This is a genomic window from Aureibaculum koreense (assembly GCF_034296135.1).
Classification (GTDB): domain Bacteria; phylum Bacteroidota; class Bacteroidia; order Flavobacteriales; family Flavobacteriaceae; genus Aureibaculum.
This window is the reverse complement of sequence record NZ_JAXKVV010000018.1, coordinates 23,660-44,535: the sequence shown is the minus strand read 5'-3', so window position 1 is coordinate 44,535 and position 20,876 is coordinate 23,660. Positions and strand designations below refer to the sequence as shown.

The 20,876-nt window shown below is 32.9% G+C and carries 20 protein-coding genes; 10 read left to right on the top strand and 10 right to left on the bottom strand.

What is annotated here, in order from left to right:
• Positions 1-25 precede the first annotated feature (25 nt).
• Complete coding sequence (gldB, locus tag UMM65_RS13555) at positions 26-985, bottom strand: gliding motility lipoprotein GldB (protein ID WP_321977262.1); 960 nt, start codon at positions 983-985, stop codon at positions 26-28.
• Between the two features lie 122 nt (positions 986-1,107).
• Here gldB and nadE point away from each other — a divergent pair, with 122 nt between their 5' ends.
• Positions 1,108-1,899 (top strand): NAD(+) synthase, encoded by a 792-nt coding sequence (gene nadE, locus UMM65_RS13550; protein WP_321977261.1) that lies wholly within the window; start codon positions 1,108-1,110, stop codon positions 1,897-1,899.
• Between the two features lie 134 nt (positions 1,900-2,033).
• On the opposite strand, the gene dnaG is transcribed toward nadE, so the two are convergent.
• The 3 genes from dnaG to clpP all read right to left on the bottom strand — a co-directional run bounded on the left by dnaG (position 2,034) and on the right by clpP (position 6,248).
• On the bottom strand, positions 2,034-4,013 hold the full coding sequence (gene dnaG / locus UMM65_RS13545) for a DNA primase (RefSeq protein WP_321977260.1): 1,980 nt from the start codon (positions 4,011-4,013) through the stop codon (positions 2,034-2,036).
• 264 nt (positions 4,014-4,277) lie between these two features.
• Positions 4,278-5,519, bottom strand: a complete 1,242-nt coding sequence (gene clpX, locus UMM65_RS13540; RefSeq protein WP_321977259.1) for an ATP-dependent Clp protease ATP-binding subunit ClpX — start codon at positions 5,517-5,519, stop codon at positions 4,278-4,280.
• Between the two features lie 51 nt (positions 5,520-5,570).
• Positions 5,571-6,248, bottom strand: a complete 678-nt coding sequence (gene clpP / locus UMM65_RS13535; RefSeq protein ID WP_321977258.1) for an ATP-dependent Clp endopeptidase proteolytic subunit ClpP — start codon at positions 6,246-6,248, stop codon at positions 5,571-5,573.
• A 504-nt stretch (positions 6,249-6,752) separates the two neighbouring features.
• Between clpP and UMM65_RS13530 the strand changes: the two genes are divergently transcribed.
• Positions 6,753-7,085: a hypothetical protein gene (locus tag UMM65_RS13530; protein WP_321977256.1), complete on the top strand. Its 333-nt coding sequence runs from the start codon at positions 6,753-6,755 to the stop codon at positions 7,083-7,085.
• Between the two features lie 72 nt (positions 7,086-7,157).
• Here the strand turns inward: UMM65_RS13530 and tig are convergent, their stop codons facing one another.
• From tig to UMM65_RS13510, 4 genes are all read right to left on the bottom strand, one after another.
• A complete protein-coding gene (tig, locus tag UMM65_RS13525; RefSeq protein ID WP_321977254.1) occupies positions 7,158-8,480 on the bottom strand; it encodes a trigger factor in 1,323 nt (440 codons plus the stop codon).
• Between the two features lie 179 nt (positions 8,481-8,659).
• Positions 8,660-9,022: a phage holin family protein gene (locus UMM65_RS13520; RefSeq protein WP_321977252.1), complete on the bottom strand. Its 363-nt coding sequence runs from the start codon at positions 9,020-9,022 to the stop codon at positions 8,660-8,662.
• 57 nt (positions 9,023-9,079) lie between these two features.
• A complete protein-coding gene (locus UMM65_RS13515; RefSeq protein ID WP_321977251.1) occupies positions 9,080-9,841 on the bottom strand; it encodes an alpha/beta fold hydrolase in 762 nt (253 codons plus the stop codon).
• Entirely contained in the window at positions 9,841-10,554 is a 714-nt protein-coding gene (locus UMM65_RS13510; RefSeq protein WP_321977249.1) for a pyridoxine 5'-phosphate synthase, read from the bottom strand. Before UMM65_RS13510 ends, UMM65_RS13515 begins: the two co-directional genes overlap by 1 nt.
• An 88-nt stretch (positions 10,555-10,642) precedes the next feature.
• Here UMM65_RS13510 and UMM65_RS13505 point away from each other — a divergent pair, with 88 nt between their 5' ends.
• The 8 genes from UMM65_RS13505 (at position 10,643) to murI (ending at position 18,865) form a co-directional block, all read left to right on the top strand.
• Positions 10,643-11,302 carry a CBS domain-containing protein gene (locus UMM65_RS13505; protein WP_321977247.1) on the top strand — a complete coding sequence of 220 codons (660 nt, stop codon included), beginning with the start codon at positions 10,643-10,645 and terminating at the stop codon, positions 11,300-11,302.
• Between the two features lie 16 nt (positions 11,303-11,318).
• Positions 11,319-12,203 carry an NAD kinase gene (locus UMM65_RS13500; protein WP_321977245.1) on the top strand — a complete coding sequence of 295 codons (885 nt, stop codon included), beginning with the start codon at positions 11,319-11,321 and terminating at the stop codon, positions 12,201-12,203.
• 140 nt (positions 12,204-12,343) lie between these two features.
• Complete coding sequence (gene porG, locus UMM65_RS13495; RefSeq protein ID WP_321977243.1) at positions 12,344-13,018, top strand: type IX secretion system protein PorG; 675 nt, start codon at positions 12,344-12,346, stop codon at positions 13,016-13,018.
• 6 nt (positions 13,019-13,024) lie between these two features.
• Entirely contained in the window at positions 13,025-13,777 is a 753-nt protein-coding gene (locus UMM65_RS13490; protein ID WP_321977241.1) for an isoprenyl transferase, read from the top strand.
• Positions 13,770-16,367 carry an outer membrane protein assembly factor BamA gene (gene bamA, locus UMM65_RS13485; RefSeq protein ID WP_321977239.1) on the top strand — a complete coding sequence of 866 codons (2,598 nt, stop codon included), beginning with the start codon at positions 13,770-13,772 and terminating at the stop codon, positions 16,365-16,367. The genes UMM65_RS13490 and bamA overlap by 8 nt, the downstream gene beginning before the upstream one ends.
• Before the next feature lie 66 nt (positions 16,368-16,433).
• Positions 16,434-17,231: an OmpH/Skp family outer membrane protein gene (locus UMM65_RS13480; RefSeq protein WP_321977237.1), complete on the top strand. Its 798-nt coding sequence runs from the start codon at positions 16,434-16,436 to the stop codon at positions 17,229-17,231.
• Between the two features lie 232 nt (positions 17,232-17,463).
• On the top strand, positions 17,464-17,973 hold the full coding sequence (locus tag UMM65_RS13475) for an OmpH/Skp family outer membrane protein (protein ID WP_321977235.1): 510 nt from the start codon (positions 17,464-17,466) through the stop codon (positions 17,971-17,973).
• A gap of 100 nt (positions 17,974-18,073) precedes the next feature.
• Positions 18,074-18,865, top strand: a complete 792-nt coding sequence (gene murI / locus UMM65_RS13470) for a glutamate racemase (RefSeq protein WP_321977233.1) — start codon at positions 18,074-18,076, stop codon at positions 18,863-18,865.
• Positions 18,866-19,228: 363 nt separating this feature from the next.
• Here murI and UMM65_RS13465 read toward each other — a convergent pair whose 3' ends face one another.
• Both UMM65_RS13465 and UMM65_RS13460 read right to left on the bottom strand, forming a co-directional pair.
• Entirely contained in the window at positions 19,229-20,311 is a 1,083-nt protein-coding gene (locus tag UMM65_RS13465; protein ID WP_321977231.1) for an esterase-like activity of phytase family protein, read from the bottom strand.
• Positions 20,312-20,821, bottom strand: coding sequence for a DUF6265 family protein (locus tag UMM65_RS13460; protein ID WP_321977229.1), 510 nt, complete (start codon positions 20,819-20,821; stop codon positions 20,312-20,314). It abuts the gene before it with no gap.
• Positions 20,822-20,876 lie beyond the last annotated feature (55 nt).

Genomic DNA, 20,876 nt, shown 5'->3' with positions numbered 1-20,876 from the left:
GTCTCTAACAACCAAAGACTACCGACTATCTAACTGGTTTATATTTCGATTTTTTAAAAATTTCTTCATTTTTGGTTTTTAGCATTTCCTGCAAAGATGTATTAGTATTTTGCATGTAGGCTCTAACAATTTGCCAGCCAAACCAAACACCTATCCTGCCAGGAGTTTCATTGTCATTGGCTTGATAAAATTTGGAAAAGGGGGCATTGTCTATAAAACGTCGCGACAATTCCTGTTCAGTGCTGAATAATAATTTATTCTGAACAAAATATTTCCAAACTTCTTCGTCATTAAACTCCGCCCACTCTATTTGCTCTTCGGTATAACCCATTTTATTGGCATCTGAAACTTTTGGCAAATACGCATCTAATAAATACATTTTTTTGCCTTGTTGCACCATTCTAGACACAAAAGTTCTATCTGTTGAAAATGGTATTTGAACATTGGTAATGGCGTTGGCGACATCGACAATTAAATGGTCTTTGGTAAAATTTTGTTTGATGTAATTCGGAAAACTTTCATAAATTTTACTATCCTTTCCTAAATAAATATCTAAAGAAATTAACAACAAACTATCTGCATAAACCACCTTGGTTTCATAATCAACGTTTGACAATAACGTAACTACTTTAGGTGAATTAAATTCAGGATAATAAAATTTTATATGCTTAAATAAATTTTCTAATTGCTCTTTTTCATCAGAAAAATCGCTAAATACTTTTTGAGTTTCAGCATATAACTCCTGCTCATCTTTGTTTTGTATTTTTTGTAACCAAATACTATCATGGTTTTGAGCAGGAAACAAATATGGATACTTGCTTTTTAATACAGGTAACTTTTCAGAATTAGCTGTATAAAACTCTTGGTCAAAACGATGAACATCAACATCAACCAAAATATCGGATACATCAATATCGAGCTTTTCTTTTTTTGTACAACTCGTAAAAGCAATGAATAAGATTAAAATAGAAATGTATTTGTACATTTTGGTAAATGATTTTTATTTTTTAGTATTTTCGCTTAACCGCTTTTGTCATCCCCGCCATTCGTCTTTACTCTGGGTAAACTCCATCAGGAATCTTGGCAAAAGTACTAAAATGTAATACAATGCAAACAGAAAAAGTAACAAAACATATTGTAGATTGGCTAAAAGATTATGCAACAAAAGCTGGAGTAAAAGGATTTGTTGTGGGCATATCGGGCGGCATAGACTCAGCGGTTACTTCAACTTTATGTGCTGAAACGGGATTGGAAGTACTTTGTTTAGAAATGCCAATACACCAAGCTGAAAGTCAAGTTAATAGAGCTCAAGAACATATTGCACAACTTAAAGAGCGTTATGCAAAAGTAAGTTCAAAAAATATTAATTTGACTTCTGTTTTTGATGCCTTTGACGAGTTGCTCCCTGATGATGCCACTTCTGATAAAGTAGATTTATCAATGGCAAACACAAGAGCAAGATTACGAATGACCACGCTCTATTATTTTGCAGGGATACATAGTTTGTTGGTTTGCGGCACTGGTAATAAAGTAGAGGATTTTGGTGTAGGCTTTTTTACTAAATATGGTGATGGCGGTGTTGACCTTAGCCCAATAGCCGATTTGATGAAATCGGAAGTATATAAAATTGGAAAACACTTAAACGTACCCGAATCGATTTTAAAAGCAAAACCTACGGATGGTTTATTTGGTGATTCCAGAACCGATGAAGATCAGATTGGTGCGAGTTATGACGAACTAGAATGGGCTATGAAAATGGTTGCCCAAGGGAAAACCATTGACGAATTTGATGGCCGAGCGAAAAAGGTTATTGAAATTTATTTGCAACGTCATAGAGCTAATAAACATAAAATGGTACCGATACCGGTTTGTGAGATACCTGATGAGTTGATGAAATAAAGGTTTTTTCTGTTTGTGGTTTGTAGTTTTCTGTTTAATCGTTTAATCGTTTAATCGAAAAAAAAGAAATTTATTGCATAATTCAAAGTCGCAGGTACAAAATCTAACGACCAAAGACTACAGACCACCGACCATCAAACCACCCTATTCAGTTTTTCATAAAGTAGCTTTTTAAGCTCGGTATAATTTACCACCATTTCTAACATAGATTGTCTTTCTTCTTCAGGGGTTTCTTCATCCATCAATTCCTTTATTTTTAGTTCAATAAGAATTCTACGCAGATTTAATATAGCATCCATTACGAGTTTAGAAAGACTTTTTTCTTTGGTGCGGACATAGATTTCTTTACGTTCCCAATCGCTTAATATATATTTTTCATCGTCCATTAAAATATCAGTCACCATTTTACCCAATTCAGGGTCTTCATGATTTATAAAGCCATCTGAGTTTATCTTTTCATTTTGATTTAATTGGTGAATTACATCAAAATATATTTTTTGGAAAATTTCATTGCTAAACTCAATTTCGTCATCCTGCAAATGCAAGTAAATCTCATTGGCAATGGTATTTTGGTAGTTTTCTTTTACCAATTTGGTTTTGCCTTCTTCGTCTTCAACTTCTACATAATCTTCAAAATCTATTTCCTTATTGCCATACAGCAACAGGATTTCAATCAATTTTCGTTCTAACTTATTTAATTGATCTGTTTTTTTAAAAGCAATTTTTTCGGACTTTTCTACGGTAAAAGCTTCTTGCTGCTCCTCTATGGGACGTTTGGCTGCTTCACGTTCTTCTTTTTTAGAGATTTGTGCCAATTCGCTGAACAGAACACGTTCGGAAATGTCCATAATCTTGGCACATTCCTGCACATAAATTTCACGTTGAATCTGATTGGGAATTTTAGAAATCGTAGCCACAATATCTCTTATCAATCCTGCTTTTTTTACGGGATCGTCCTTCACCTCATCCATCAATAAAGAAACTTTAAAACGGATAAAATCCTGAGCATTGGTGTCTAAATATTCTTGTAGCTTTTCTAAAGAATTCTTTTTCGCAAAAGTGTCAGGATCTTCTCCGTCAGGGAAGGCAACCACTTTCACATTCATGCCTTGTTCTAAAATCAAATCAACACCACGTATGGAAGCTCTGATTCCTGCTGCATCACCATCAAAAAGCACGGTAATATTAGGTGTTAACCTGCTTACCAATCTAATCTGGTCAGAAGTCAAAGCGGTACCTGAAGAGGCCACCACATTTTGGATTCCCCTTTGATAGAAAGAAATAACATCGGTATATCCTTCCACCAAATAACAGTTGTCCTCTTTGGCTATACTTTTTTTGGCATTAAATATTCCATATAGGACTTTGCTTTTGTGATAGATTTCACTTTCAGGGGAGTTTAAGTATTTCGCCGCTTTCTTATCAGAGGTCAATATTCTACCTCCAAAACCTAAAACACGCCCAGACATACTATGAATGGGGAAAAGTACTCGACCTTTAAAACGGTCAAAATATTTACTTTGATTCGGAACTGATTGGTTTTCTTTGACGATGGTCAATCCCGTTTTTTCAAGAAATTCTAGTTGATACCCTTTTTTTAATGCGGTATCAGTAAATGCAGACCATTCGTCTAAGGCATAGCCGAGTTCAAACTTTTCAATAGTTTTATCTGTAAAGCCACGCTCTTTAAAATAGCTCAGCCCTATGGCTTTACCCTTTTGGGTATTTAATAAAACATCATGAAAATAATTGCGGGCAAATTCAGAAACCAAATACATACTTTCGCGTTCACTAGCCTGAACTTTCTGTTCGTCTGACTGTTCGGTTTCCTCAATTTCTATATTGTATTTCTTTGCTAAATACCTAATGGCTTCAGGATACGAATAATGTTCGTGCTCCATTAAAAAAGAAATGGCATTGCCACCCTTGCCCGAACTAAAGTCTTTCCAAATTTGCTTAACGGGAGACACCATAAAAGATGGTGATTTTTCGTTAACAAAAGGACTTAGACCCTTAAAATTACTTCCCGCTTTTTTGAGTTGTACAAAATCACCAATAACCTCTTCGACACGAGCCGTTTCAAAAACTTTGTCTATGGTGTTTCTGGTTATCAAAAGATGTTAGATTTTAGACTTATGATTTTAGACTTATCAGCAAACATTAATTATGATAAAAAAAGAGAAATAAATACTATACAACAATTAACGAATTTAGAACTCTAAAAGGATTCTCTGTGACCTTTCGGAGTTAAGTTAAAAAGTTTTTTTACAAAAACTATTCTAAAATTAAATTAGGAGCATTAAAAAACCCAAAGATTCAATAAATTTATCTCCACCAATCATTTTGGCTCCCCTCCTTCGGAGGGGTTGGGGGAGGCTTTACGACACTGCTTTCAATTTACTTAATGTAGATTTTTCCATTTTACTCTCAGCATATTTTTTGGTCACCCTTAATTTTTTGTTTTCGCCTCCAGGTAATTCAAACATGGCGTCGGTTAAAATGGCTTCGCATAAAGAGCGTAATCCACGTGCACCTAATTTATATTCTACAGCTTTTTCAACAATATAATCTAATGCTTTTTCGTCTATGGAAAATTCAATATCATCCATTTCAAACAGTTTTGTGTATTGTTTGATAATGGCATTTTTTGGCTCGGTTAAAATAGCCCTCAAGGTTTCCGCATCAAGTGGATTCATATAAGTTAGCACGGGTAAACGCCCTATAATTTCAGGTATCAATCCAAAATCTTTTAAATCTTTAGGAACAATATATTGCAGTAAATTTTTATCATCTACTCTCTCTTCATTTTTTGAAGCACTATAACCAACAGCCTGCATATTTAGGCGTTTGCTTATAATTCTATCTACACCATCAAAAGCACCACCAGCTACAAATAAAATATTACGTGTATTAACCTCAACAAATTTTTGGTCAGGGTGTTTTCTTCCTCCTTTTGGTGGTACATTTACCACTGTACCTTCCAATAATTTTAATAAGGCCTGTTGCACACCTTCACCAGAAACGTCTCTTGTAATAGAAGGATTATCGCTTTTTCTAGCAATTTTATCAATTTCATCAATAAAAACTATACCTCTTTCCGCTTTTTGTACATTATAATCTGCCGCTTGTAATAATCGTGTTAATATCGTTTCAACATCTTCACCCACATATCCGGCTTCTGTTAATACCGTAGCATCTACAATGGCGAACGGAACATTCAACATTTTAGCGATGGTTCTTGCCATCAAAGTTTTACCAGTACCCGTTTCGCCCACCAACATGATATTACTTTTTTCAATTTCAATATCATCCTCGTCTTTTGTTGCTGGTTGTAATAAACGTTTATAATGATTGTAAACAGCAACGGACAACACTCTTTTTGCCTGTTCTTGTCCAATAATATATTGATCTAAAAAATGTTTTATTTCTTGTGGCTTTTTCAGGATTAACTCACCTGATAAACCACTCGTTTCAGTTTCGGCTATTTCCTTTACAACCAGACCGTGAGCCTGTTCAATACACCTATCGCAAATATGACCTTCCAAGCCCGCGATCAGCATATTGGTATCAGATTTTTTACGTTTGCAAAACGAACATTCTAATTCTTTCTTCTCTGCCATACTATTGCCTTCTTTAAAGTCCTTTACTAAAACTGGTTTTAGTTGTTTTTATTATGAATTCCTTAATAAAACCTCATCTATCATTCCATATTTTTTTGCCTCTTCCGCTTTCATCCAATAATCCCTATCAGAATCGTCATGTACTTTTTTAATGTCTTGACCAGAATGTTTTGCTATAATTTGATACAGTTCATCTTTTAATTTTAGAATTTCCCTAGCAGTAATTTCGATGTCAGATGCCTGTCCTTGGGCACCACCTAATGGTTGGTGAATCATAATTCGTGAATGAGGTAATGCTGAACGTTTCCCTTTTTCGCCAGCACACATTAGCACAGCTGCCATAGAAGCGGCAATACCAGTACAAATGGTGGCTACATCAGGTTTTATAAACTGCATGGTGTCGTAAATACCTAAACCAGCATATACACCACCACCCGGGGAATTTACATATATAGAAATATCTTTTGAAGCATCAGTACTTTCTAAAAACAATAATTGTGCTTGAATAACATTTGCCACATAATCGTCAATTCCTGTTCCTAAAAAGATAATTCTATCCATCATTAAACGCGAAAAAACGTCAAAAATGGCAATGTTCATTTTACGTTCTTCAATAATATTTGGGGTAAGGTTTACAGGGTACATTGCACTGATCATTTTATCGTAGTACAAACTGTTGATTCCTTGGTCTTTTATAGCGAATTTTTTAAATTCTTCTCCGTAATTCATGTGTTGTATTTTGTTTATGTTAAGACGGTAAATATACTAACTAATTACGAAAGTAAGAAGTTGTTGGTTTTCTAATTAAAGCAAACTCATTCATTATGAAAAATGCCATGAATACACTAATTTTTTCTTTATCATCAATTGATGTAAAAAGAATTCATACTAATTTTAAAAAATCTATAGATTTTTTATTCGTGATAATTATTTTTACCACGATATTTCGGTTTTATTCGTGTATTAGTGGCAAAAAAGATACTAAAATAGAGGTATTGGATTTACTCTGGTTCATTAATAAAATTTTACAAAAAATGTTTTTTCAATTCAAAAATTAATTAATTTTACATAACTTAATTTAAATGATTATGGAAAAATAATTTCCTACCTTCCAATTAGCTATTTTGCCCAACGGCTTGGGATAAAAGGCTGTCCTTGTTTTATATATGACTGTTTCCTCAGCATATTTTCTGAAAATTTTGAAAAATTTTTAATTTATAAATTATTAAAAAGATGAAAACATTTGTAATTTTAGTTTTTACCGTATTGTCTTACGCGAACATTAATGCACAAGACCAATATAAATTTACTGGAACTTTTTCTGGTTTAACCGATGAATATTACTTTAATTTTAAAGATGCCGATAATAAAATAACCGTTTTTAACGAAATAGATAATGAAGTTGAAGCTGATTTGTTTGATGAAGAAACGGTAGGCAAAAAGTTTGAAATAACTTGGGAAAAAATGACCATTGAATTAACCGATGAAAATGGCGAGCCAACTGGTGAGACCGAGCAAGGCAAACGAATAGTTGGTATGAAAGAAGTACCAACCAAAAAAGTTTAGGTAAAAAAGTGTATTATAAAAAAATCCCGAAATTAAAATTTCGGGATTTTTTATTTTGCATAATTATGCTACTTATTTATAAACTTCTTTTACAAAGTCGTCAAAACTAACTTCTTTGGTTTTTAACTTTACGTTTTCTTTATAAAAAGTCAATAATTTCTGACTCATTAATTGTTCTGATAAACGCTTAGCTTCTTCTTGATTACTCAAAATTCTACCCGCAATATCTTCTAATTCTTTTTCTTCTGGATTTGCATTGCCATATTGAGCCATCTGACTTTTAATGAAACCTTTAGCAAACTCTTTTAGCTCCTCATAAGTTACCTGAAGGTTATTGTCTTTACTTATTTTGCCTTCAATAAGTTGGTAACGCAACCCTTTTTCAGATCTGTTATATTCTTCTTCAGCCTCTTGCTCGGTCAATTGTTTTTCACCGGCCACGGCTATCCATTTTTGTAAAAACTCCGAAGGCAGGTCAAATTTGGTGTTTTCAATTAACGCTTCTGTTACGGCATTTAGCAACTGTTGATCAGATTGTTGCTCAAATTGCTTTTCAGTATCCTCCTTTAAACGCTTTCTAAATTCTTTTTCGTCAGACACAACACCTTCACCAAATAATTTATCAAACAATTCTTGATTTAATTCTGCTGGTTCCGTTTCAGAAATTTCTTCAACGGTGAATTTTACTTCTACATCTAGATTATGAGTATCGTCATGAGAAACACCTAGATGATTTTCCAATAAATGATCATCTGTAAATAACCCTTTCGTCTTTAGTGTAATAACATCTCCTACCTTTGCTCCAATAAACAGTTTTGAATTGGTTTTACCTTTTATTTTGTCTAATTTAAAGGTTGTTTTCTTCTCAATTTCTTTCTCTTCATTAACAAAAGTACCTGTAATGTTTGAGTTTTCAGCAATCTCAGTTTGAGAGATAATTTTACCGTAACGCTCTTGTATATTAGCTATTTGATCGTTCAACATTTTTTTGTCGGCAACAATTTTATAGCTAGTAATTGCTTTTTTAGGTTGCAAGTTAACTTCAAATTCCGGTACCAGACCCAATTCAAATTCAAAAGAGAACTGATCTGCATCCCAAGAAAAATCTTCTTGTGTTTTAGGCAGAGGATTTCCTAAAATATCCAGCTTCTCTTCAACTAAAAACTTACTTAAAGATTCTTGCAATAATTTATTTACCTCATCAATTAAAACAGGCTTTTCGTACTGCTTTTTGACCAAGCTCATTGGCACATGACCTTTTCTAAAACCTGGAATGTTTGCTTTTTTACGATAATCTTGTAAAATTTCAGCTACTTTGTTCTGATAATCTTCTTCTGTAATATTAATTTTTACTACAGCATTTAAATCATCAATATTTTCTTTAGTAATGTTCATCTTATATCTATTAATTGTAATATTGCCTTAAGCGGGTGCAAAATTAGTAAATTTTTAGGTATTATTTATTTTCTGTTGCTATTATTTATTTGTACTGTTATTGTCCATCAATCCACCCAAAAATTTATAGTAACAATCTGAATTAAATTGCCTAAAATCAATTACGGATTCAGATTTAATTAACTCTCTAATTCTTTTCTTTTTGGTTCTTTTAAAAAAGAATAAAGTATCGACTGAAAAAAGGATAGCAATAGACTAAAGAGCAATGCATACCAAAATCCCGATACGGCGAAACCATCAACCAGTTTATCTGCCAATAAAATAATAAGTGCATTGATTACAAATAAAAACAGACCAAGTGTGATTATAGTTAATGGTAAGGTAAATAATATTATTAAAGGTTTTATAAAAATTCGCAGCAAACCCAATACAACAGCTACAATTATGGCAGTTGTATAAGATTCAACAGCAACTCCCGGTAAAATTTTTGCTAGAATAACTACTGCGATTGCGGTTAAAAGTACTCTTAGAATTAATTTCATATTAACAATTTAAATTGAATTATATAATAGTCAACTTATATGCCAAAGCACTCTTCACTAAAGAAAACTGACAACATAGTCGTAAAAATCCGTCGGATTCTCTGCATGTAGCCAATGCCCTGCATTTTTGACAGTTTTTACCAATGCTTTTGGAAAATGAGTTTCTATTAAAGCAACATCATTATCAGTAATATAACCGGAATTTTCACCTCTTAAAAACAAGGTTTCTCCATTAAAAGCAGCCAATGTTGGCAATGGAGTACCAATTTCGTCAATATTTTCTTTCAGTGCTTCCAAATTAAACCGAAACGCAAGTTGTTCTTTGTTTTTCCAATATACATTTTTAAGTAGAAACTGCCGGACTCCCCATTCTGGAATGTATTCTTTTAGAACTTCTTCTACTTCTCCCCTTGTCTTTTGTTCTGAAAAATCAATTGCTGACAAACCTTCTAGAATAGTATCGTGATGACGAGGATAAAACTTTGGCCCAATATCAGCAACTATCAATTTATTTACTTTATCCGGATGTGTTACCGCAAATAACATCGCTGTTTTACCTCCCATGGAATGCCCAATGGTGTTTACACTTTTTAGTTTATGGTGTTCAATATACCTTAATGAATCTTCAACCATCAGCTCATAACTAAACTCCTCTGAGTGAAAACTCCTACCATGATTTCGTTGGTCAATCAAATGTACTTCATAATGCTCTGAAAATTTTTTTGCCAAAGTTTTCCAATTATCGCCCATGCCTAAAAATCCATGCAGAATTAAAAGAGGTTCTCCTTTACCTTTAATATTTGAACTTAAAATTTCCATTATTGCAATTTATATAAATACATATTTACTACATTTTCCAAGCCTAAATACAATGCTTCCGATATTAGGGCATGGCCAATAGAAACTTCCAATAAATTTGGAACACTATCAGCAAAATATTTAATATTTTCTAGGCTTAAATCGTGTCCTGCATTTATTCCTAATCCCAACTTTGTAGCCAATTCAGCCGAATCTACATAAGGTTTTATAGCATTTTTATTCCCAGCAGCGTATTCTGTGGCGTAGGCTTCGGTATAAAGTTCTATTCTATCGGCACCAGTTTTAACGGCGGCCTCAATTAACTCTAAATTAGGATCCATAAATATGGAAGTCCTTATTCCGTTTTTTTTAAATTCAGTAATCACTTCAGTTAAAAAACTTTGGTTTTTTATGGTATCCCAACCTGCATTTGAAGTAATAGCATTTACAGCGTCTGGTACCAGAGTAACCTGTGTCGGTTTTACATCCAAAACCAAATCGATAAATTTTTGAATCGGATTTCCCTCTATATTATATTCGGTAGATACAATTGGTATCAAATCATATGCATCTTGGTATCTAATATGCCTTTCGTCCGGTCTGGGATGAATTGTAATGCCTTGGGCACCAAAATCCTGTACATCAGCTGCAACATTAAGCAAATTTGGGGTATTTCCACCCCTAGAATTTCTCAACGTTGCAATTTTATTAATATTCACACTTAATTTAGTCATTATTCGTTTTATTATAACTTTCAAAAAAAATTTACAAAAACAAAATTAGTGTATTTGTAGTTTAATTTTAGTTATTTTGCAATAGATTATGAACACATCAGATTATATAACAAAAGACGTAAAACCATTATTGATTACGGATAATGTAAGCAAAGCCAAAGGGTTATTTAACTTATTGACTTTTACACATTTACCTGTATTGGAAAATGGGAAGTTTATTGGCTTAATTGCCGAAAATGACGTGCAAGCCATAGTTGAAGATAAGAAACCAATTTCTGAATATAACTATTTGTTTCAATCCTTTTTTGCTCGCAAAAACACCAATTGGTTTGAATTATTGAAAATATTTGCCTTGAACGAGGCTACCATAATTCCAGTTGTTACCGAAAAACTAGGCTATTTGGGATATTATGAATTGGCAGATATTTTGCACATTTTTAACAGCACCCCTTTTTTAAATCAGAGCGGTGCCGTTATGGTGGTTTCTAAGGGTGTTGATGATTACTCTTTTAGCGAAATTTCTCAAATTATAGAGTCTAACAATGCAAAAATGTTAGGTGCTTTTATTTCAAACATCAATGAGGAAACAGTCGAAGTTACCGTTAAAATTAGCGATCATGATCTTAACAATACTATACAATCTTTCAGAAGATATAACTACACTATTTTAAATAGTTTTCATGTTGATGAATATTTAAACACACTTAAAGAAAGATCAGATTATTTGCAAAAATATTTGGACATATAGCAATAAAAACCAAAGGATGAAAGTAGGTATTTACGGACAATATTATAAAGGTGAAGCTATAAGTTACATAGAAATACTATTAAAAACCCTTGCCGAAAAAAATATTGAAGCCTTTATTGAGGAAGATTTTTATGACCTTATAAAGGTTAATAATTTTCCCGAAAAAGAATATCAAACTTTTAGTAGCTATAAAGATTTAGACAATTCTTTCGAAGTTATGCTTACCGTTGGCGGTGACGGTACTTTTTTAAGAGCGGTAACTTATGTAAGAGATTTAGACATACCCGTTTTAGGGGTAAACATTGGTCGATTAGGGTTTTTGGCAACTGTTCAAAAAGAAAGTATTCCTGAAGCAATTAATTTATTGATTACAAAAAAATATACTATTAATGAGCGGACTTTATTGAGCGTAAGTTCCAATCAAAAAAACGAAGAACTTTCTGAGATTAACTTTGCATTGAACGAAATTGCCGTTAGCCGAAGAAATACTACCTCAATGATTACGGTTGAATCTTATTTAAATGATGAATATTTAACTTCTTATTGGGCTGATGGGTTAATTATTGCCACACCAACAGGTTCTACCGGGTATTCGTTAAGTTGTGGCGGCCCTGTAATAACTCCAAATACCAGAAGTTTGGTTTTGACCCCTATTGCCCCTCATAATTTAAATGCCAGACCTTTAATAATTCCTGAAAATACAACCATTAAGTTAAAAATAATCTCAAGAGAGAAACAAGCTTTATTATCTTTAGATTCTAGAACAACAACTATTAATAGCAATTCTGAGATAACGATTAAAAAAGCCAAATTTTCGCTTAAAACTATCCAGCTGGACCAACAGACTTTCTTTAAAACACTCAGGGAAAAATTACTTTGGGGCGAAGATAAACGTAACTAAAACCTTATATGTTAACAATATTTTGTGAAAACTTAACCATCTTCACAACAATATTTTACCATTAAAACTGTTTATCAAAAAAGGACTTTTTATCCTTTAAAACCTAATAGTTTTAATTATATTTGCAAACATTTTTAAAAATGAGAAAAAGGCTTTTATTTTACGTATTTATACTAATTACAAGTATTTCGTCAGCACAATTATACGAAGGTGGTGTTTTTTTAGGTGGTAGTAATTATATTGGCGATATTGGATCGGAATTTTACATCCAGCCCAATAGAATTGCTGTTGGCGGTATTGCAAAATTTAACTATACGCCCAGAATTACGTTCAGAGCTACGGGTTTATATACCCGGCTACATGATAGTGATAGTAGAGCCCAAAGTACTTTTAGACAAAATAGAGGTCTTCAATTTAGAAATTCAATATTAGAAGCCGCTCTTGGCGTGGAATTTAGCTTTTTTAAATACAGCTTATCTAAAACTGGATTTACACAAACACCTTATATAATAGCACAGGTTGGAGCAGTAAATTATGCGTCAATTGGTCCTGGAGGTGTCTCAAAAAGAACTACTTCTGTTGTTTTTCCCGTTGGTCTTGGCTACAAAATGAAGTTAATGGAGAATGTTGGTATAGCAATTGAATCTTCATTTAGATATACTTTTAAAGATGTAATTGATGGTAACAATCATGCAATTACAAACGATCCAAATCGTACTTTTGGAAACCCAAATAGTAAGGACTGGTACGTCTTTACAGGAATTACCATAGTTTATGCCTTTGGAAGACCAGGTTGCTATACTGGTGTCTTTTAACATGTAATGGATATATTAACTCAAATAAATACTCATAAGCTCCCTAAACACGTTGCCATAATTATGGATGGTAATGGACGTTGGGCCAAACAAAAAGGAATGTTGAGGGTTTTTGGGCACAGAAACGGTGTTAAAGCTGTTAAACAAACAGTTGAAGCTGCCGCAGAAATAGGTATTGAAGTACTTACCCTCTACGCATTTTCTACCGAAAATTGGAACAGACCAAAATCTGAGGTAAAAGCTTTGATGAAAATTCTGATAAGTTCATTAAAAGATGAATTGGAAACTTTTCAAGAAAACAATATCAAACTTCAGACTATTGGCCAGACCCAAAATCTGCCAAAAAAAGCACAAAAAGAACTGCTGGAAGTTATCGAATTGACCAAAAATAATACTAAGATGGTCTTAAATTTGGCTTTGAGCTATGGTTCAAGAGAAGAAATTGTTAATACTATTAGAAATATTTCTAAAAAAGTTGTTAATAAGCAACTTTCTATCGAAGAAATTGATGAAAAAATTATAAATAATCATTTATATACATTTACTTTGCCCGACGTTGATTTTTTGATACGGACTAGTGGTGAAAAACGCATCAGTAATTTTTTATTATGGCAAATTGCCTATGCTGAACTGTACTTTACAGATGTATTATGGCCCGATTTTAGAAAAGAAGATTTTTTTAAAGCAATTTTAGAATACCAACATAGAGAAAGACGCTTTGGGAAAATTAGTGAACAAATTCAAAATAATAATGATTAGAAAACTAAAGGTCAACCTATTACTCTTAGTATTTACGTTAACAGCATTATTAAGTAATGCACAAGACATCCCCCAGATAACCAAATCAACGGATACAATAGTTACTCCCCCTGTAATTGATAGTTTAGCTACAAAAACTACAGATACAATTCCTCCCAAAAAGATTAGTTTAGACGATATTAATTTCAGAAAAGTCAATACCTATATTTTAGGTGGTATCTCCGTAAAGGGAAATCAGCAATTTTCCGATCAATCCATAACTGTTTTTTCCGAACTTAGTGTAGGGCAGCCCATAAAAATACCTGGAGATAAACTTACGGCTGCCATAAAAAAACTATGGAACTCCAAACTGTTTAGCAACGTTGATGTTTATGTTACCAAAATAGATGACAATACAATCTATTTGGAATTTGAAGTACAGGAACTATCAAAAATAAGTTCGGTTACCGTTGAGGGCGTTAGAAAAAACAAAGGTGAGGAGCTAATTAAAGAAACAGAGTTTAAAAAAGGGGCAATGCTCACCGAGAACCTTGTAACCACAACAAAAAATTATATTAAAAAGAAATATGTGGATAAAGGTTTCTTAAAAACAAAAGTTACAATAAATACTAAAATTGACACTACTGATAATAATGCTGAAAAAGCTCTGATAGTTATTGACAAAGGCAATAAGATAAAGATTAAGAACTTACGCTTCCACGGTAATGAAAAATTTAATGACAAACGTTTATCAAAATATCTTAAAAAAACTAAAGAAAAAAAGTTCTATCGCTTTTGGAAAGCTTCTAAATATATTGAAGAAGAATATGATGCCGATTTAGAAAGGTTGGTCGAGAAATATCAAGAAAAAGGCTACCGTGATGCCCAAGTTTTAAAAGATTCCATTTCTTGGAACGATGATAATACCATCAATTTGGATATTACGGTAAACGAAGGTAAAAAATACTATTTTGGCGATATAGAATTTTTAGGCAATACCGTTTATTCCGATACTATTTTACATCAATTTTTAGGATTGGAAAAAGGTGATGTTTACAACGGCAAGTTATTAAATGAACGGATTAAAGGTAATGGTACGCCAGACTCACAAGATATTACTAATTTTTACCTGAATAACGGTTACCTGTTCTCTAATGTTATTCCAGTTGAAACCAGAGTGAAAAACGACACTATAGATATACAGATAAGAATTAGGGAAGATGAACCCGCTACCATTAGAAAAATAACATTAGTTGGTAACGAGGTAACCAACGACCATGTATTGCTGCGAGAAATGCGTACCATGCCCGGCCAATTGTTCAGTAGAGAAGATATTATACGGACTATTAGAGAAGTAGGTCAATTGCCCTATATTGACCCGGAAAGTATTGTACCTGATGTACAACCAAATTATGCTGATAAAACTGTTGATATTGAATATAGTGTTGTAGAAAAAGGTGCCAGTCAAATAGAACTACAAGGTGGTTTTGGGGGGAATACTTTTATAGGTACATTAGGTTTATCTTTCAGTAATTTTTCCATAAAGAATCTATTTAACGGCAGTGAATACAAACCCGTACCCAGAGGTGACGGCCAAAGTGTGGCGTTGAGAGCACAGGCAAGTCGTTTTTCAAATTCTTACAGCCTATCGTTTACTGAACCTTGGTTTGGCGGTAAAAAACCAAAATCGCTATCATTTTCTGTATATAGTTCTAGCCAGTTTAGCTATAATTATAGAACTAGAAAAGTAGATAAAAACCAGAAATTGAATATAATTGGTGCCACTGTTGCTTTAAGCCAGAGGTTGAAATGGCCGGATGATTATTTTACATTGTCAACAGCTCTTAGCTATCAACGTTTTAATTTAGACAACTTCTTTTTAGGTACTTTTGGTTTTAACAATGGAGTTTCCAACAACTTATCTTTGGGTATAAATTTTGGCAGAAGTTCTGCGGGTTATAACCCAATATTTCCCACACAAGGTTCTACTTTTAATATAGGTGCAAAACTTACGCCTCCGTATTCTTTATTCGACAAAAAAGATAAAGATTATGCAACCATGACCTCCGCAGAAAAATTTAAACTACTTGAATACTATAAATTAAACTTTAGCGGTAAATGGTACAGTAAAATAATGGGTAAACCTCAGCACGAATTGGTTTTAATGTCTAATGTTGAGTTTGGTTTTTTGGGTGCTTATAACAATAAGTTAGGGGTTTCTCCTTTTGAACGTTTTTATTTAGGTGGTGATGGTTTGGCATCTGGGCAATTTGATGGAAGAACCACTGTAGGTTTACGTGGTTACGAAAACAATAGTTTGTCTTCTAACTTAGGGAGTACAATTTATAATAAATTTTCATTAGAGCTCAGGTATCCTATAACCCTAAAACCAACGGCATCCATTTATGTATTAGGGTTTTTAGAAGGTGGCAAGGCCTATGACGGGTTTACCAACTTCCAACCTTTTGATTTAAAACGATCTGCTGGGGCAGGAATTAGAATACACATGCCAGCTTTTGGATTGCTGGGTATAGATTTTGCTAAAGGTTTCGATACCGACCTATTTACACCTGGTCAATCGGTACATTTTATTATCGGTCAACAATTCTAAACTAAATTAGTACATTTGCATAACTATTTTACTTTGGCACGGTTTTTTCTAAATACACATTGCACTATGATACGTAAAATAATTTTTATACTGACTTTATTTGCAAGTACTGTTATTGTAGCTCAAAAAGCACAAAAATTAGCGTATATAGATATGCAGTATATTTTAGATAACGTACCTGAATATGTTGAAGCAGAATCTAGACTAAATGCTAAAGTTATTACTTGGCAACAGAAATTGGATGCTATAAAAAGTGAAATAGAAACATTAAAAACAGAGTTAAATAATGAAAAGGCTTTGTTAACTGATGATCTTATTGAAGAAAAGCAGGAAGATATAGAAATTAAAGAGTTGGATCTGAAAAATTTGCAAGCCGCTTATTTTGGACCAAACGGAGATATGTTCTTTTTACGTCAACAATTGGTAAAACCTGTACAAGACCAAATTTATAACGCCGTACAAGAAATAGCGGTAGCAAAAAAATATGATTTTGTTGTGGACAGGTCAAGTGATTTGCTAATGCTTTACGCTAACAACCAATATGACATTAGCGAACTGGTATTGAGTAAAATAGTTAAAGGTAGAAAGGTAAAAGCTATTGCAGAAAAGAAAGAAGAACGTATTGAAGCTCAAGCAGAAGCTATTGAAACAGCTAAAACCAAAGCGGAAGAAAGAAATGCTAAAAACGAGGCTCTTAGAGAAAAAATAAGATTGCAAAACGAGGCTAAAGCAGCAAAACGAGCTGAGGCTATTAAAGCCAAACAAGAAGCCCGCCAAAAACGGTTAGATGAAATTGCGAGACTGAAAAAAGAACGGGAAGAAAAAATAAAACAGAAACAAGATACGACTAAGGTTAAGGAGTAGTTCGGAGTATTGTCAGTTCGAGTGTTTTTTGTGTAACGAAGTGAAACAAAAAATGTATCGAGAACTAGAACCAAGAAGAAAGTAAATACTAAAAAACGCGGTTGAATCATTAAAAGGTTGCCATGTTGCATTTGAGATTAGCTTTAAACGATAACATTTTCGTTTATGCTCCTCGCAATGAAATAAGAAACAAGTAATAGAAAATAAACAATAATTAATAAATTAAACAAAAATGAAACTATTTAAAAATCTACTATTAGCAAGTGTGTTACTATTTGGAGCTATGACGGTGAATGCACAGTCAAAAGTAGCACATATTAATACCGATGAGCTGGTTGCCGCCATGCCAGAGACCATACAAATGCAAGAGGAACTTAAAAAAGTGGTACAGGCATATCAGGCTGATTTCAAAGAGCAAACAACTGCATTGCAAACAAAAATGAAAAAGTACGATCAAGAAGCTCCCACTCAAACGGATGCAGAAAATCAAAAAAGATTACAAGAAGTACAAGAATTGCAACAAAAATTAAGAATGTACCAACAAACCGCTCAAGAAGAAATGCAAAAAAAAGAGTATGACCTGTACAAGCCAATCGCTGAAAAAGCACAAAAAGCAATTGAGGAAGTTGCTGCGGCAAAAGGAATTGAATATGTATTTGATTCAACTCCTGGCAAAGGTTTAGTTATTGATAATGGTTTGGATTTAATGGCAGATGTAAAAGCTAAATTAGGTATCAAATAAGATTTAATTTTTTACATAACAAATTTCAAAGTCCTGTCTTAGACGGGATTTTTTGTTTCAATAAGTAACCGTTCATGATTCATTCCTTTATATTTGTAATATGATTTCTAAAAATTCCATTGGTGTTTTTGATTCTGGTGTAGGGGGTATTTCTATATTGAAAGAACTGATTCAGTTACTACCAAATGAAAATACAATCTACCTTGCCGATAGTAAAAATGCTCCGTATGGAGAAAGATCAAAACAAGAAATTATAGATTTAAGTATAAAAAATACTGAATATCTTTTAAGCAGAAATTGCAAAATTATTGTTGTGGCCTGTAATACCGCAACTACAAATGCTATTGACTATCTTCGATCAAATTACAATGTTCCTTTTATTGGTATTGAGCCTGCCATTAAACCTGCTGCTCTACAAACCAAAACCAATGCCATTGGCATTTTAGCAACTAAAGGCACCTTAAGCAGCGATCTGTTCCATAGTACTTCGCAAAAGTTTACAGAAGGTATTACTGTTATAGAAACTATCGGCGAAGGTTTGGTACCTTTAATAGAAAATAATCAAATTGAAAGCTTAGAAATGGAGCAGCTTTTACAAAAATTTTTACGACCCATGCTGCAAAAAAAAATAGATTACTTGGTGCTGGGCTGTAGTCACTACCCTTTTTTAATTCCTCAAATCAAAAAGATAGTTGGCAAAAACGTTACTATAATTGATTCTGGAGAAGCGGTAGCACGACAAACAAAAACTATATTAGATAAAAATAACCTACTTAATATATCTAAAAAAGTTCCTCAACATAATTTATACAGCAATGCAGATGTAAAGACTCTAACACATATAGTTGAAGGCGTTACAGATACTGCACATATAGCATACCTAAACTTCTAAAATCTTTCACAAAAGACAATAAAACAAGAAAGCCGCACTAGGTGCGGCTTTCTAAAGTTTTTGGGGAATATAATTTTTGTCGCTAAACACTTATGAAAACACCCAAAAAAGAAAAGGACGAATCCCTTTCAAAGTAGACTGCTAAGATATAAATTATTTTTATAAATCCACAACAAAAAATAAAAAAAAGAATTAAAATTTTGTTAAAATAAAAACAGCCATGCTGAATAGCACGGCTGTTTCAATTTTTGGGTATTATTTGTCGCTAAACACTTATATAAATAACCCAATAAATAAGAAAAGGAATAAATGTAATAATAGGAGAATCCTTTTCTTTGTAGACCACTAATATATAAAATATTTTTAATTATTTAAAATTTCCAACAAAATAAATTGGTTTAATTGAGCCCCTAATTTGTTGAAATTATTATCCGCTACTAAAAGTAAAGATTTATTGCCATTTGCCAATGTTGGACCGAATGTTATCCCCTCAATATTATCGATAATTTTGTAGGTCATCTGATTTTTGACACTTTCAAAATCGAATAACAATTCTTTGGTAGCCGGAATAAAATCAAAATCTTTTAAGCTGTCCAAAGCAAGGCAATTGGTTGTTTTGGAAGCATCCATTTTAAAAATTTTTATAGTATTTCCCTGTTTACCCAAACCAGAAGAATAGCTGCGTTCAACAACTATAAATTTATTTTTTTCGTATTCCATTAAATCTGTTAGACCATTTACGGCAAAGTTCCTTTTGGGTGTCTTATCAATTTTACCTAAGAAATAGGCAAACTGCCTTGTTGGTTTTCGCGTTTTAGCATCAATGTAAGTTATTCTGATTGGTGATTTCGTCTCAGTAACAGTAGGTTCTGGCCCATCAGCCTCTAAGGGCAATTCCATTGCAATCCAATATCCTTTGTTGTCAAAGCTTGTGGACAACCCCTCTAGGGTGCCATTATTTCTGGGTTTTTCTAGGCTGGTTGCTTTTAACGCACCTGGAATTTCAAAAAAATGGCTTATTGTACCATCTGGTTTTACACTAAAAAATGATGGATCTTTTTTGTAATTAATACTTCCCTCACTAGTTATAAAAACCTGACTTGAATTTTTATCATATCTAATGGCTTCCAAATCTAAATATTGTGAGCTATCGTTAAACTTTATAACGTTGGTAAATACAATTGTATCAATTTTTGAATTGTTGATTTTTATATTAGCCTCGTAATATCTTGGATTTGAGGCATCATCGCAAACTAAATAATATTTACCGTTCGCGAAATCAATACCAGATAAGCCACCTACTAAAGTACTATCGATCCAGATATTTTCTGGCACAATATATTCATCTAAAAATTTGAGTTGTAATTTTCCTTTTAAAGGCGTTTTTGCAGATTTGCAATTTGCTAATACCGATACCAGCAATAATATGCAGAGAAATCTTTTCATTTAGTTTTCCCTCTTAAAATAAAAGTCCATTTTTTTATAAGTACTATCAATTTCTCCTTCAATCCAAGCATGAATAGAATCTTTTACTGGATTTGAGTAAGATATCTTGTTCGGAAAATCATGTTTTTCATTTACGAACGTATATACATCATTTTTTTCGGGTAAGAAGTTAAAAACAACTGGTTTTTCATCATTTTGATTCGGAACGCTTACAATAAGAACAACACCTTCAGGATTTTGTTTAATTGTCATATTCTCCTGAAAAACGGTATCATTTAACACTGTGGTATAGGCATAAGCTGTCAAAGTACTGTCATTTAATTGAGTCCAAGTCTCATACGATTGTTGATCTATTGTAATGTTAGTCCATTCACCAACAAGCCATTGTAATTGTTCTATTTTGTCAAACTTCTTTTTGACAATGGATTCATCTACAACGGTAGATTGCTCCTTGTTTTTGCAAGAACCAAAAATGACAATCAGCCCAATTAGAAATAATAATTTATTCATAATCTTATCATAAATATAGAGATAATACTAAACCAAACCTACAAGGTCTTGAAGA

Excerpts from the sequence above, each read along its gene's own strand:
- gldB (WP_321977262.1), bottom strand. The coding sequence starts at position 985 with ATGTACAAATACATTTCTATTTTAATCTTATTCATTGCTTTTACGAGT.
- nadE (WP_321977261.1), top strand. The coding sequence starts at position 1,108 with ATGCAAACAGAAAAAGTAACAAAACATATTGTAGATTGGCTAAAAGAT.
- clpX (WP_321977259.1), bottom strand. The coding sequence starts at position 5,519 with ATGGCAGAGAAGAAAGAATTAGAATGTTCGTTTTGCAAACGTAAAAAA.
- clpP (WP_321977258.1), bottom strand. The coding sequence starts at position 6,248 with ATGAATTACGGAGAAGAATTTAAAAAATTCGCTATAAAAGACCAAGGA.
- UMM65_RS13530 (WP_321977256.1), top strand. The coding sequence starts at position 6,753 with ATGAAAACATTTGTAATTTTAGTTTTTACCGTATTGTCTTACGCGAAC.
- tig (WP_321977254.1), bottom strand. The coding sequence starts at position 8,480 with ATGAACATTACTAAAGAAAATATTGATGATTTAAATGCTGTAGTAAAA.
- UMM65_RS13520 (WP_321977252.1), bottom strand. The coding sequence starts at position 9,022 with ATGAAATTAATTCTAAGAGTACTTTTAACCGCAATCGCAGTAGTTATT.
- UMM65_RS13515 (WP_321977251.1), bottom strand. The coding sequence starts at position 9,841 with ATGGAAATTTTAAGTTCAAATATTAAAGGTAAAGGAGAACCTCTTTTA.
- UMM65_RS13510 (WP_321977249.1), bottom strand. The coding sequence starts at position 10,554 with ATGACTAAATTAAGTGTGAATATTAATAAAATTGCAACGTTGAGAAAT.
- UMM65_RS13505 (WP_321977247.1), top strand. The coding sequence starts at position 10,643 with ATGAACACATCAGATTATATAACAAAAGACGTAAAACCATTATTGATT.
- UMM65_RS13500 (WP_321977245.1), top strand. The coding sequence starts at position 11,319 with ATGAAAGTAGGTATTTACGGACAATATTATAAAGGTGAAGCTATAAGT.
- porG (WP_321977243.1), top strand. The coding sequence starts at position 12,344 with ATGAGAAAAAGGCTTTTATTTTACGTATTTATACTAATTACAAGTATT.
- UMM65_RS13490 (WP_321977241.1), top strand. The coding sequence starts at position 13,025 with ATGGATATATTAACTCAAATAAATACTCATAAGCTCCCTAAACACGTT.
- bamA (WP_321977239.1), top strand. The coding sequence starts at position 13,770 with ATGATTAGAAAACTAAAGGTCAACCTATTACTCTTAGTATTTACGTTA.
- UMM65_RS13480 (WP_321977237.1), top strand. The coding sequence starts at position 16,434 with ATGATACGTAAAATAATTTTTATACTGACTTTATTTGCAAGTACTGTT.
- UMM65_RS13475 (WP_321977235.1), top strand. The coding sequence starts at position 17,464 with ATGAAACTATTTAAAAATCTACTATTAGCAAGTGTGTTACTATTTGGA.
- murI (WP_321977233.1), top strand. The coding sequence starts at position 18,074 with ATGATTTCTAAAAATTCCATTGGTGTTTTTGATTCTGGTGTAGGGGGT.
- UMM65_RS13465 (WP_321977231.1), bottom strand. The coding sequence starts at position 20,311 with ATGAAAAGATTTCTCTGCATATTATTGCTGGTATCGGTATTAGCAAAT.
- UMM65_RS13460 (WP_321977229.1), bottom strand. The coding sequence starts at position 20,821 with ATGAATAAATTATTATTTCTAATTGGGCTGATTGTCATTTTTGGTTCT.